The 13,004-nt window shown below is 65.0% G+C and carries 11 protein-coding genes; 7 read left to right on the top strand and 4 right to left on the bottom strand.

Annotated elements, in window-relative coordinates:
* Positions 1 to 292: 292 nt before the first annotated feature.
* The 4 genes from ABIB99_RS18945 to ABIB99_RS18930 are packed head-to-tail and all read right to left on the bottom strand — an operon-like array spanning position 293 to position 5,004.
* Positions 293 to 1,006, bottom strand: coding sequence for an ABC transporter ATP-binding protein (locus ABIB99_RS18945; RefSeq protein ID WP_354177038.1), 714 nt, complete (start codon positions 1,004 to 1,006; stop codon positions 293 to 295).
* A complete protein-coding gene (locus ABIB99_RS18940) occupies positions 1,003 to 2,772 on the bottom strand; it encodes a branched-chain amino acid ABC transporter ATP-binding protein/permease (RefSeq protein ID WP_354177037.1) in 1,770 nt (589 codons plus the stop codon). The genes ABIB99_RS18945 and ABIB99_RS18940 overlap by 4 nt, the downstream gene beginning before the upstream one ends.
* Complete coding sequence (locus ABIB99_RS18935) at positions 2,769 to 3,812, bottom strand: branched-chain amino acid ABC transporter permease (protein WP_085404201.1); 1,044 nt, start codon at positions 3,810 to 3,812, stop codon at positions 2,769 to 2,771. The genes ABIB99_RS18940 and ABIB99_RS18935 overlap by 4 nt, the downstream gene beginning before the upstream one ends.
* A 43-nt stretch (positions 3,813 to 3,855) precedes the next feature.
* On the bottom strand, positions 3,856 to 5,004 hold the full coding sequence (locus ABIB99_RS18930; protein ID WP_354177036.1) for an ABC transporter substrate-binding protein: 1,149 nt from the start codon (positions 5,002 to 5,004) through the stop codon (positions 3,856 to 3,858).
* Between the two features lie 619 nt (positions 5,005 to 5,623).
* Here ABIB99_RS18930 and ABIB99_RS18925 point away from each other — a divergent pair.
* Genes ABIB99_RS18925 through ABIB99_RS18895 form a run of 7 tightly spaced genes read left to right on the top strand, consistent with a single transcriptional unit; the run spans position 5,624 to position 12,995 of the window.
* On the top strand, positions 5,624 to 6,406 hold the full coding sequence (locus ABIB99_RS18925) for an aspartate/glutamate racemase family protein (protein WP_063984212.1): 783 nt from the start codon (positions 5,624 to 5,626) through the stop codon (positions 6,404 to 6,406).
* 16 nt (positions 6,407 to 6,422) lie between these two features.
* Positions 6,423 to 6,851 carry an organic hydroperoxide resistance protein gene (locus ABIB99_RS18920; protein WP_354177112.1) on the top strand — a complete coding sequence of 143 codons (429 nt, stop codon included), beginning with the start codon at positions 6,423 to 6,425 and terminating at the stop codon, positions 6,849 to 6,851.
* Between the two features lie 24 nt (positions 6,852 to 6,875).
* A complete protein-coding gene (locus ABIB99_RS18915) occupies positions 6,876 to 8,054 on the top strand; it encodes a thiolase family protein (RefSeq protein WP_354177035.1) in 1,179 nt (392 codons plus the stop codon).
* Positions 8,051 to 9,292, top strand: coding sequence for an SDR family NAD(P)-dependent oxidoreductase (locus ABIB99_RS18910; protein WP_354177034.1), 1,242 nt, complete (start codon positions 8,051 to 8,053; stop codon positions 9,290 to 9,292). Before ABIB99_RS18915 ends, ABIB99_RS18910 begins: the two co-directional genes overlap by 4 nt.
* A gap of 34 nt (positions 9,293 to 9,326) precedes the next feature.
* Positions 9,327 to 10,109, top strand: coding sequence for a cyclase family protein (locus ABIB99_RS18905; protein ID WP_354177033.1), 783 nt, complete (start codon positions 9,327 to 9,329; stop codon positions 10,107 to 10,109).
* Positions 10,110 to 10,166: 57 nt separating this feature from the next.
* Positions 10,167 to 11,324 carry an ABC transporter substrate-binding protein gene (locus ABIB99_RS18900; protein WP_354177032.1) on the top strand — a complete coding sequence of 386 codons (1,158 nt, stop codon included), beginning with the start codon at positions 10,167 to 10,169 and terminating at the stop codon, positions 11,322 to 11,324.
* 9 nt (positions 11,325 to 11,333) lie between these two features.
* Positions 11,334 to 12,995, top strand: a complete 1,662-nt coding sequence (locus tag ABIB99_RS18895) for an ATP-dependent acyl-CoA ligase (RefSeq protein ID WP_354177030.1) — start codon at positions 11,334 to 11,336, stop codon at positions 12,993 to 12,995.
* Positions 12,996 to 13,004: the final 9 nt, after the last annotated feature.

Raw genomic sequence — 13,004 nt, 5'->3', positions numbered from 1 at the left:
CCATTTCATCGGGTGATGGTATGCTCCACCGTTCCCAATTGTCGCGGGCGGGCTTTAGCTTGCTGATCCCCTAGTAACTGGGATGTCCGAGTTGGCGATGGAAGCCATCGGCTATCCATGGGCAGCGATGATGGCATTGTGCCACTGTTTTGCCCGACGCATCAAGTCGATTTCGCGAAATCCGCAGTTGCTGGGTATCAAGCCATTGATATCGCTGCCGCCAGCTACTGTGCATGGGGTTGTTTTTCGATATCTTTGTTGTGCGGCTCGCCGAGCCTGATCCCGGCCGGCGCTAGTGTCCACCAAGATAGGCCGTGATCAGCCGGGGATCGTGGATGAGATCCTTGGCCGGGCCCGACTGCACGACCTCGCCGGTCTCAAGCACATAGCCATAGTCAGCCGTCTCGAGCGCGGCGCGGGCGTTCTGCTCGACCAGCAGGATTGACACACCGAGGTCGCGTAGGGACGCGATGGTGCGAAAGATCTCGCGCACGATCAGCGGCGCGAGGCCGAGGCTCGGCTCGTCCAGCATGAGCAGTTTCGGCTTGGCCATCAGCGCGCGGCCGAGCGCGAGCATCTGGCGCTCGCCGCCGGAGAGCGTGCCTGCCGCCTGGCGCTGCCGTTCCTTCAGGCGGGGGAAGCGATCATAGACCTCGTCCAGCGTCTTCTGGACGCCCGTGCGGTCGCGCAGGCTGTAGGAGCCGAGCAGGAGGTTGTCCGCGACCGTCATGTCGGAGAACAGCTCGCGCTTCTCCGGCACCAGGCACAGCCGGCGCTCGACGCGATCTTCGACCGACATCCTGCCGATGTCGTGACCCTGGAAGACCATGCGCCCGCGCGAGGCCAGCAGGCCGATGGCCGCCATCAGCAGCGTGGTCTTGCCGGCACCGTTCGGGCCGATGACGGTGACGATCTGACCTTCCTCGACCGACAGCGACACGTTGCGGACCGCTTCGACATTGTCGTAGCAGACCGTCACATCCGTCATGGACAGCATCTGACTCACGCGACGCCTCCGAGATAGGCTTCCTGGACCCGTTCGTCGCTGCGGATCGCGGCTGGCGCGCCTTCGCAGAGTTTTGAGCCGAAATCGAGCACCACGATGCGGTCGACCAGCGACATCACGAACTCCATGTCATGCTCGACGATCAGGATGGTCAGATGGTCTGCCCGCAGCGACCTGAGCAGCTCCGCGAGCCGCAGCTTCTCCTGGCGGCGAAGGCCGGCGGCCGGCTCGTCCAGCACCAGCAGCGCAGGGTCGGCGGCGAGCGCACGCGCGATCTCAAGGATGCGCTGGTTGCCGAGCGGCAGGTTGCCCGCGAGCTCGAACGGCTTGTCGCCGAGCCCGACCCGTTCGAGCTGCATCAGCGCCTCGTGCCGGGTACTGGCTTCCTCACGCCCGTTGAGGCGGAAGGCGCCGGCGAACAGGCCGGTGCTCGTGCGCGCATAGGTGCCGAGCATCACGTTTTCCAGCAGGCTCATGCGCGGGCGCAGCTTCACATGCTGGAAGGTCCTGGCGACGCCGGCCTTGGCGATGCGGGACTGCGCGTCATGCGTGATCGGGCGTCCCGCAAAGACGATCTCACCCTTGTTGACCCGGAGCGCGCCGGTCAGGCAGTTGAACATCGTGCTCTTGCCGGCGCCGTTGGGGCCGATGACGGCAAGGATCTCGCCGGCGCGGACCTCGAAGCTGACATTGTTGACCGCGACGAGGCCGCCGAACCGGCGCTCGGCGCCATCCACCTTCAGAAGCAGCTCCCCGGGCGTCGGTTGCGCGCGACGGGGCAGGGGCGGCGCAGGTTGAGGTCGCTCGCGCCTGGCCTTGGGCAGATAGCGGGCGACGAAGGGAACGATGCCTTGCCGGGCCCATTGCAGGAACAGGATGAACAATGCGGAGAAGGCGACGATCTCGAGCTGGCCGGAGGCACCCTTGGCGATCAGCGGCAGATAATCCTGCACGCTGTTCTTGAGCAGCGTGACGACCGCAGCACCCACGACACCGCCGAGCAGGCTGCCGGCGCCGCCGACCATCGACATCATCAGATATTCGATGCCCATGCCGGCATCGAACGGACCCGGGCTGATGAAGCGGCTCATATGTGCATAGAGCCAGCCGGAGAGCGAGGCGAGGAAGGCCGCGATCACGAAGGTCACGAGCTTGATGCGGAAAGCGTTGATGCCGAGGCTCTCGACCAGCGTATTGCCGCCGCGGAGCGCGCGCATGGCGCGGCCGAGCCGGGAGTCCAGCAGGTTGTAGCCGAGGAAAAGCACCGCGGCGACGATGCCCCAGATCAGGAAATAGATCTGGGCGCTCGTGACCAGCGCAATCGAACCAAAGCTGATCGGCGGAATCGACGAGATGCCGTTGAAGCGGCCGAGCCCTTCGACATTGCCGAACAGGAAGCCGATCGCGAGGCCCCAGGCGACGGTCGAGAGCGACAGGAAATGGCCTTGAAGCCGCAGGGTGACGACGCCGAGAACCGTTGCGACGCTGCAGGTCAGCACCACGCCGAACACGAGGCCGAGCCACGGGGAGTACCCGTTCAGCGCGGAGACCCACGCGGTTGCATAGGCCGCGACACCCACGAACGCCGCCTGACCGAACGACACGATGCCGCCGACGCCGGTGAGGAGTGCAAGTCCAATGGCGACCAGCGAATAGATGCCGATATAGTTCATCAGCGTGATGCTGAACGGACTGAGCACGAAGGGAGCCACCGCGAGACACAGCACGGCGAGGACGGCGGCAAGCTGGATGTGGAGGCGCGTCATTCCTCGATCTCCTCCTCGGAATGCAGCGAGGCGAGGGATCGCCAGATCAGGATCGGGATCAGCAGCGAAAAAACGATGACATCCTTGAGCGCGCTGCTCTCGAACGAGGCGAAGCTCTCGAGGATGCCGACGCCGACGGCGCCGATCGCCGCACCGGGATAGCTGGTCATGCCGCCGACGATGGCGCCGACGAAGGCCTTGAGGCCGATCAGGAAGCCGGAATCGTAGAACACGGTGTTCACCGGAGCGATCAGGATGCCGGATACGCCGGCCATCAGCGACCCCAGCAGATAGGCGATCGTGCCGGCGCGGGCGGGGCGTATTCCCATCAGCCGGGAGCCGGTCCGGTTCACGGCCGTGGCGCGCAGCGATTTTCCGACCAGTGTGAAGTCGAAGAAGAGGTAGAGGAGGCCGCTGAAAACGAGTGCCGCGATCACGATCAGCATGGTCTGGCCCGAGATCAGCACGCCCGCGAACTCGGTCGAGAGCGAGGTCAGCGGCTCGGTTCGGACCCCTTCGGGCCCGAAGAACAACAGGCCGAGGCCGACCAGCGCAAAATGCAGCGCCACGGACACCGTCAGCAACAGCAGCACGGTGCCGTCAGCGATGGGACGGAAGACGATCCGATCCAGAAGCGGCGAGATCGGCGTGATCAGCATCAGCGCCAGCAGGAGCCTGACGGCAAGCGGCGGGTCCAGGCGCATGACAAGCCAGGCTGCACCGACCACGGCGAGCGGAAGCAGGAGATAGAACGACAGCGCACGGGGCAGCAGCCGGAGTTCGCCGGAGCGCACCAGCGAGATGATCTCGATCAGGGTCGCAAGACAGGCCAGGATCACGACCAGCGCTCCCGTGCCCGGAAAGCGCTTCGCGTCGAGGGCGGCAAGCGTCAGCGCGGTGAAGGCCGCGATGTCGCCGAAGGGAATGAAGATGACGCGCGTCACCGTGAAGATCAGGACGGTCCCGATCGCCACCAGGGCATAGACGGCCCCGGTGGCGATCCCGTCGATCGCGAGAATGGCTGCAATGTCGCTCGTCATTGAGACGTCGTTGCTCCCTGTGATGCCGGGGCCATTGATCCGGTTATGGCGCGTACTTCCAGGCGCCGCCGGTCAGGCGCACCACGACGAGCGAGCGCTCGTCGACGCCGGTGACCGCACCGGGCTTGAAATTGTAGACGGCATGCACGCCCGGCAGCTCCTTGGTGCTGAGGATCGCGTCCCGCAGCGCCGTACGGAATTCCGCCGTTCCGGGCTTGGCGGTCTTCAACGCGCGCTCGGCGGCGTTGGCGAAGATCAGCCAGGCGTCGAAGGAATAGGCGGAGAAGCCGTCGGTGGTCGGGATGTTATGCGTCTTCTGGTATACGCTGCGGAAATCCAGCGCGATCTTCTTGGCAAAATGCTCGTCGGGAAGCTGCTCGGCGACGATCACGGGACCCGCGGAGACCTGAATGCCGTCGGCCGCCTTGCCGCCGACATTGACGAAGTCCGGATTGACGAGTGCCACCGTGCCGTAGGTGTTTCCCTTGAAGCCCCGCTCGGCGAGCGTGAGGAGCGGCAGCGCGCCTTGCGTACCCGAGCCGCCGTCCAGCACGGCGTCAGGACGTGCGGCCATCACCTTGAGAATCTGCGCGGTGACCGAGGTGTCGGTGCGGGCGTAGCGCTCGTTGGTCTGTATCTTGATGTCGCCGGCGGCTTCGGCGGCCTTGGCGCCGTTGTAGACGAGGTCGCCCCAGGCGTCAGAGAAGCCGACATAGCCGATGTTCTTCATGCCGTCGCGCTTCATGCGGTCGGCGACGATCTTGACGAGGAGAGAGGCCGGCTGCGGCACCGACACCACCCACTGCTCCGGCGTATCCGGCAGCTTGCCGATCGGCGAGACCGCGATCATCGGCACTTTCAGCTCGCTCGCCACCGCCGCCATGGCGATGGTCGAGGGCGCCGTGGCCGTGCCGATCAGGAGGTCCACCTTCTCTTCTTCGACCAGCTTGCGCGCATTGCGGGTCGCGGCCGACGGGTCGGAGCCGTCGTCGAGCTGGATCAGGCGAATGGTCTCGCCATTGATGGTCTTCCTGTATTCATAGGCGGCATTGATGCCGCGCCCATAGGGGATTCCGATCGACGAGCCGTTGCCGCTCAGCGAGGTGACGAAGCCGATGGTGATGTCGGCCTGCGCAGCCGGCGCTGCGAAGAGTCCGGCGACAAGTGCGAGTAGGCTCCGAGTCTTGCGCATACGCGTTCTCCTCCGTTGGTGCGGGATAGGAATGCCTCGAAACTGCCGTGCGGGGAGCCCGAACGACGAACGAACCGATTGAAAGCATTGCTGCAGCGCCGAAATCCGGGCGCGACCGAAGAGGGTTTGCTCGGCCGGATCTCAGCGGCCATGGCGCTGGTTGCCGCTCGAACGACAGGCCCATCGGCAGATGCGGGCGGGACCTTCCTGAAGCAACGAAAGGCCGTTTGTCCGGCCGCGATGCGCGGCCGGCGATGCTGTTGCTGCCGGCTGTTCGAGCACGGCGACTGTCCACACGATCGAGTCTCTCAAAATCGGTGCCCTGCAACATCCACCGGTCCCTGGCCGGCGAGGAATTACTTAAAGCCTAAAGTATTGTTGGTGGAGCCGTCAACACGTGTCACGGCTCTGTCAGAAAAAATGTTGTTGCATACAATTTCGTCAGAGTGCGGCGCCTCAGTGCCGATCGAGCGTACAAAATGGCCGGGCTTCCCTTGCGGTGGCGGTGGCCGTCGGCGGCGACGCCGAGCGCATTTGACGCGTGAATTAGTTTATGATTGAAATATATTTATCGGCCGTCGACGACCGATCCTCCGATCACCGCCTGAGGAGAAGGACGATGCGCATCTTCTGGCAGAGCTTCGTTGATGCGAGCGTGAACGCGCCCTACATGGCGCGGCTGTCGGAATACCTCAACAACATCGCTGCATCAGGCACGACAGTTCACGTCGAGGGCATTTCGCCGCCCGACCGGGAGTTCGGACGGCTCGCGGAATTGCGCTGCGCCGTCCAGGCGATCGACAACGGCATCGCGGCCGAGGAGGGCGGGTTCGACGCCTTCGTGATGGGACATTTCCAGGATCCCGGACTCTACGAGTTGCGTTCGACGCTCGACATTCCCGTGATCGGGACCGGCGAGGCGACGTTGCTGGCGGCCTCTCAGCTCGGCCGGAGGCTCGGCCTTGTGACGCTCGATCCCGTCTTCGAGGTCTGGCACTACGAGCAGGCCGAGCGTTATGGCCTCGGCGATCGCGTGGTCCATGTGACCGGCCTTGGCTGCAAGCCGGCGGATTTCGCCGATGCCTTTGACGGAGATCAGGCCGCGCAAGCCCGCATGATCAAGGACTTTGTCGCCTGCGCACGCCCGCTGATCGAGCACGGCGCCGACGTCGTGATCCCCGCCGGTGTACTGCCGGGCCTTCTGATCGGAAGGGAGCATGGCCTGAAGGTCGGGCACGCGCCGGTGGTCAATTGCGCGGCGGTGGCGCTGAAAAGCGCCGAGATGTGGGTGCAGCTCCGGCAGCTCAATGGCACCGAGCCCAGCCGCGGGCCGAGCTTCAAGCGGGCCAGCGCCCAGGCGCGCGACGATTTCCGCGCACTGCTTGCTCGCAACAGCCGCTAGGACTGGAGAGTGAATGATGATGACTCCCGAAAAGATCCTGTACGAGACCGAGGTGACGGCGATCGGCGGCCGGGACGGCAAGGCCGCTAGCGCCGACGGCCTGTTGTCGGTATCGCTGTCCGTGCCGAAATCGCTGGGCGGCCCTGGGGGCGAAGGCACCAACCCCGAACAGCTCTTTGCGGCCGGTTACGCCGCCTGCTTTCTCGGTGCGGTCAAGCTCGTCGCGCGTAGCCGGAAGGTCGTCCCATCCGCTGAGCCGTCAGTGACCGCGAAGGTTGCGATGGGGCCGGTTCCCGTCGGATATGCGCTCGCCGTCGAACTGAAGGTCAATCTGCCCGGTGTCGAGAGGTCGGTGGCCGAGGAGGTCGTCGCCGGCGCGCACGAGCGCTGTCCCTATTCGAATGCAACCCGCGGCAATATTGCCGTGAAGCTGACGGTCATCTGAGACAATGAACGAGGCGGGCGGTTGGTGACCAAAACCTTGCGCACACCTTACGACGGCGTCGTGATTGCGGCGCCCGTCACGATTCCCTATGTGCGCTACTCCATCGAGAGTGCGCAGTGGTGGATCGGCCGGGCACTGAGTACGCTCGTTGCGCAGGCCGGCATCAAGGCTTCCGACATCGACGGTCTGTGCGTCTCCAGCTTCACCATGGGCACCGACAGCGGGGTGGGGTTGACGCAGCATTTCGGGCTCTGCGTGCGTTGGCTGGATACGATTCCGCTCGGTGGCGCCAGCGCCATCGCAGGCTTGCGAAAAGCGGCGCGCGCGGTTCAGGCGCGCGACGCCGACATCGTGGCGTGCATCGCCGGCGATACCAACCATGTCGATTCCTTCCGGCTGACGCTGGAGAATTTCTCGCGCTTCAACCAGGATGCCGTCTATCCCTACGGCGCCGGTGGCGCCAATGCGAGCTTCGCGCTGATTGCCCGCAACTATATGCGGACCTTCGGCGTCACGCGTGAAGATGTCGGCAGGATCGCCGTCGCCCAGCGCGCCAATGCCCTGCGCAACCCGCATGCGCTGATGAAGACGCCGCTGACGATGGAGCAGTATCTGGCGGCCCGGCCGATCTCCGATCCCATCCATCTCTTCGATTGCGTGATGCCATGCGCCGGCGCCGAGGCCTTCCTGGTGATGCGAGACGAGACCGCGGCTTCGCTCGGGCTGACAGCAGCACGGCTGCTTTCGACGATCGAGCGGCACAATGCCTTTGCCGACGATCCGATGCAGGTTCGCGGCGGCTGGGCAATGGACGTCGGCGAGCTCTATGCGATGGCCGGCGTGAAGCCTGACGATCTCGATATCGTGCAGACCTATGACGACTACCCCGTCATCACGATGATGCAGTTCGAGGACCTCGGCTTCTGCAACAAGGGGGAGGGGGCCGAGTTCGTGCGCCAGCACGATCTCACCATCGACGGCGACTTTCCGCACAATACTTCGGGCGGACAGCTCTCGGCTGGGCAGGCCGGCGCCGCCGGCGCCTATCTCGGTCTCGTCGAGGGACTTCGGCAGGTTCTGGGGACTGCAGGCCCCACCCAGGTCGGGAATGCGAGCCTCGCCTTGGCCTCGGGGTTCGGTATGATCAACTATGACCGTGGTCTCGCCTCGGGCGCCGCGATCTTTGCAGGGCCGTCGCGATGATAGAGCCGATCAAGCCGCCCCGGCGCAAGAACCCGCTGTTGCGGACGCGGTTGCCTGCTTCGCCGCCGCGACCGCGCAGCAGAACGTCGCATGGGTTTACGCGGGCAGCCGCCGAGGGCCGCTTCATGCTGCAACGCTGTGACGCCTGCGGTACTTTTGCTTATCCGGCGCGGGAGGCCTGTCCGTCTTGCCTGTCGGCCGGACTTGCCTTCGTCGATGCGCCACGACGAGGTGTTCTTCTTGCCGAAACGACTGCGCGCGTGCCGAGCGATGTCTATTTCCGCGAGCGGGCGCCCTGGCGCATCGGCCTCGTGAAGATGGATTGCGGTCCGACGATTGTGACGCACCTCCATGCCGACTGCGTGGAGGGCGCACCCGTCCGCATGTCGTTTCAACTCGACAAGAGCGGCCAGGCGGTGGCTTTTGCCCATCCCGAGGGGGAGACTCCCAACATGGCAGACGACAAGCAATGGCGGGAAATGACGGCCGATCCGAAATTCCGGCGCGTGCTGGTGACCAACGGTCGGAGCGTGATCGGTCAGGAGGCCGTCGCCGCCTTGAAGGCCGCAGGCGCCAAGACGGTGTTCGTCGGGGTTGCCGAACCGTGGCGGCCTTTCGCCGGCGAGCAGCTGCTGCGCGGCCAGGACGGAATCGAGATCGTGACCCTTGACGCCGCCGACGAGAAATCTGCGGCCGATCTCGCGGCCGACATCGGCGGCAAGGTCGATATCCTCGTCAACACGACGGAGTATGTGCGGCCGGGCGGCCTGCTCGACCGCAGGGGCACGAGCATCGCGCGCGACGAGATCGACCAGGCCTATCTCGGCTTCGTCAACCTCGCACAGGCCTTTGGCCCCGCCATGCGGATGCGCGGTGCCGATGGCCTCAACAACAGTGCCGCGTGGGTCAACATTCTGTCGGTCCATGCGCTGGCGAACTGGCCTGCCTTTGGCGCCTACTCGGCCTCGCAAGCGGCGTGCCTGTCGCTCTCGCACTGCCTTCGCGCCGAGCTCAGGCCCGGCGGCGTCAGGGTGATGAATCTGTTCACCGGGCCCGTCGACACCGAGTGGTTCCAGACCGTACCGCCGCCGAAGGTTGCGCCGCGCGCAATCGCGCAGGCGATCGTGTCGGGGCTGAGAGGCGGGCTCGAGGAGATGTATGTCGGAGATGTCGCCGAAGAGATCCGGCAACGTCTCGCGGCCAATCCGAAAGCGCTCGAGCGCGAGCTCGACAGGTGACATCGGGATTTCAACCAAGCCGGAGGACGTGACGATGCAGAGCAACAATCTCCTGGAGCTGGCGGGTGCGGTTTCTTCCGGCGCGGTGCGCGTCGTCGATCTAACGTTTACGCTCAGTCCGGATTTTCCGGTCATCGTGCTGCCGCCGGAGTTCGGCCAGGCCGCGCCGGTCCGTATCCAGGAAATCTCGCGTTATGACGGTCGCGGTCCGGCCTGGTACTGGAACAACGTCACGTTTGGCGAACACACCGGCACGCATTTCGACGCGCCGATTCACTGGTTCACGGGCAAGAACCTGCCGAACAATGCCGTCGACACGATGCCGACCAAGGACATGATCGCGCCGGCCTGCGTGATCGACTGCTCTTCGCAGGCGGCGCAGGATCCCGATTTCCTGCTGACGGTCCCGCTCGTCGAGGCCTGGGAAGCAAAGCACGGCCGGATCCCCGAGCGGAACTGGGTGCTGCTCAGGACCGACTGGTCGAAGAAGGGCTGGCGCGACTATTCCAATCTCAGGGATGACGGCGCACACACGCCGGGCCCCAACGCGGCCGTCATGAAGTGGCTGGTGGAGGAGCGCGGCGTCATCGGGTTCGGCACCGAGACCATCGGTACGGATGCGGGCCAGGCCGGTCATTTCGAGCCGCCTTATCCAGCGCATCATTTCCTGCACGGCGCCGGACGCTACGGCCTGCAATGCCTGTGCAACCTGGATCAGCTTCCACCCACCGGGGCGGTCATCGTGGCCTCGCCACTGAAGATCCAGAACGGCTCCGGCAGTCCGCTTCGCGTCATCGCGCTGGTTGCGTCAACCTGAATCCAATCCATGGCGCTTGCCAATCGGAACAAGACATCCTCACGAAAGACAGGTGCCATGAACTTGATCAAGAGCCTGCTGGCTTCCACCGCATTGCTTCTCGCCGTCCCGCAACTTGCGCAGGCCGAGATCCTCGTCGGCTTCGTCACCGGTCTCAGCGGGCCGGTATCGTCGATCGGCATCCCGAATGCGAAGGGCATCGCCGCGGGAGAGGCCTATGTCGGTGAGATCGGCGGCGAGAAGGTCCGCGTCATCCAACTCGACGACGCTTCCGATGCCACCGCCTCGGCGCGCAACGCGCGCAAGCTCGTCGAGCAGGAGAAGGTCGATATCCTGATCGGAACGTCGGGTGCGCCGCAGACCCTGGCGATGGCGACCGCCGCGATCGAGATGAAAGTGCCGATGATCGCGGTATCGCCGATCGCGCCGGTGCCGCCGGGCGACGGCGGCCCCTGGGTCGTCCAGACGCCGCAACCGACGCCGCTTCTCGTGCAAGGCATCGTCGATCACATGAAGGCGAAGGGCCTGAAGACCGTCGCGTTCATCGGATTCTCCGATGCGTTCGGCGACCTCATGTACAACTCGCTCGAGCAGAGTGTGAAGACGACCGACATCAAGATCATTGCGAACGAACGCTACGCCAGATCGGATTCTTCGGTCACGGCTCAGGTGCTGCGCGCACTCGCCGCACGTCCCGACGCCATCATGCTCGGCGGCACTGGAACGCCCGGCGCGCTGCCGGTCATCGCCTTGTCCGAGCGGGGATATAAAGGGCCGCTATACGGCAATCATGGGCTGATCAGCGCCGATTTCCTGCGTCTCGCCGGCAAGGCCGCCAACGGCATCATCTGCCCGACTGGACCCGTGACGGCGGCGGAGCAGCTTCCGTCCGGCAATCCGATCCAGAAGGTGGCCCTGGATTTCCGCGCTGCCTTCGAGAAGGCGAACGGCGAGGCGCCGACGGATTCATTCTCGTCCTATTCCTTCGACGGCTGGCTCGTCTTCGCCGATGCCGCCAAGCGCGCGATGGCAACCGGTGCCAAGCCCGGTTCGCCGGAATTCCGCACCGCGCTTCGTCAGGCGCTGTTCACGACCAAGGAGGTCGTCGGGACGCAGGGCGTCTACACCTATACACCGGCGGATCGGCATGGCGTCGACGATCGCTCGCGCGTCCTGGTCCAGATCGAGAACGGCAAGTACAAGCTGTTGCCCTGAGACGGGAGCATGACCGTGACGGAGAACGCGCCGGTGAACGTCAGCGACGCGGTCGGCCGGGAGAACGTGACGCCGGCCTGGGCGTGTGCAGTGACGTCGTTTCCGCCGTCGGACCGCATCCTCTCAACGATCCTCACGCGGCAGGCCGAGCGCTATGGCGAGCGCGTGCTGCTTGTCGCCGGTGAGACGCGCTGGAGCTTTGCGCAGACCGCGGCGATCGCGGCCGCGTCGGCTCAGACGCTCGTGGATGCCGGGATCAGGCCGGGCGATCGAGTTGCGTTGATGTGTTCGAACCGTCCGGAGTTCCTGCAGGTCTATCTCGGCTGCGCGTGGCTTGGTGCCATCGCGGTCCCGATCAATACCGCGCTGCGCGGCTTCCAGCTCTCCCACATCTTCCGCAACTCGCGTCCCGCGCTCCTTGTCGTCGAGACTCAGTTCGTCGACGCGATCGAGAGCGTCGAGGCGGGTGTCGACCTGCCACCTCGCACCTGGATCGTCGGAGCTGCCGCCGTTGCAGTCGATGCCCGGCTTTCCGCCGTACCGTTGCCGGCGCTGGGAGCCGCGGCCCCGGCGGGTGCCGTGCGTCCCGGCGACACCGTTGCGATCCTCTACACCTCGGGCACGACGGGGCCAGCGAAGGGTGTGTGCTGTCCGCAGGCGCAGCTGTTCTGGTGGGGCATTTATTCGGCGCGAGCGCTCGGCATCCGCGAGGGCGATGTGCTGTTCACGACACTGCCGCTGTTTCACACCAACGCGCTCAACGCGTTCTATCAGGCGCTCCTGAACGGCTGCACCTACGTGCTGGAGCCGAAATTCTCCGCGTCCGGATTCTGGGCGGCCGCGCAACGGCACAATGCGACGGTCGGCTATCTGCTCGGCGCGATGGCGTCGATGCTGCTGGCGCAGCCGACGAATGCCGACGACTCGACGCATTGTCTTCGCGTTGCGCTTGGAGGCGGCGTGCCGCCGCAAATCCACGGTCCGTTCCTTCAGCGGTTTGGCGTGCCGCTGGTCGACGGCTACGGGTCGACCGAGACGAACTTCGTGTTCGCGGGTACGATCCTGTCCGATCGTCCGGGAACGATGGGCTATCTGGCCGACGGAATCGAGGCGCGGATCGTCGATGAAAACGATTCAGCGCTTCCTGACGGACAGGCCGGCGAGCTCGTGCTTCGCGCCGGAGAACCCTTTGCTTTCGCCACCGGCTATTTCGGCATGCCGGAGAAGACGGTCGAGGCCTGGCGAAATCTGTGGTTTCACTCGGGCGATCGGGTCGTTCGAGATGCTGACGGACATTATCGCTTCATCGACCGCATGAAGGATTCGATCCGCAGGCGCGGCGAGAACGTATCCTCATGGGAGGTCGAGCAGACCATCCAGTCCCATCCCGCGGTCGCCGCCTGTGCGATCTACCCGCTGCCGTCGGAGCTGGGCGAGGACGAGGTTGCGGCTGCGATCCTGCTCGAACCGGGCCAATCGCTGGAGCCCGTCGACATCGTCAGGCATTGCGAAGGGCAGATCGCCTATTTCGCCATCCCGCGCTATGTGCGCATTCTGAGCCAGATGCCGTTGACTGAGAACGGCAAGATCAAGAAGGGCGTGCTGCGCGAGGCGGGCATCACCACGGATACCTGGGATCGCGAGGCGGCCGGAGTGAAGGTGCGGCGCTGACTGTCGGTC

Origin of the sequence: Bradyrhizobium sp. LA6.1 (assembly GCF_040547805.1) — a bacterium.
Lineage (GTDB): Bacteria > Pseudomonadota > Alphaproteobacteria > Rhizobiales > Xanthobacteraceae > Bradyrhizobium > Bradyrhizobium barranii.
This window is presented reverse-complemented; position numbering and strand designations above follow the sequence as displayed.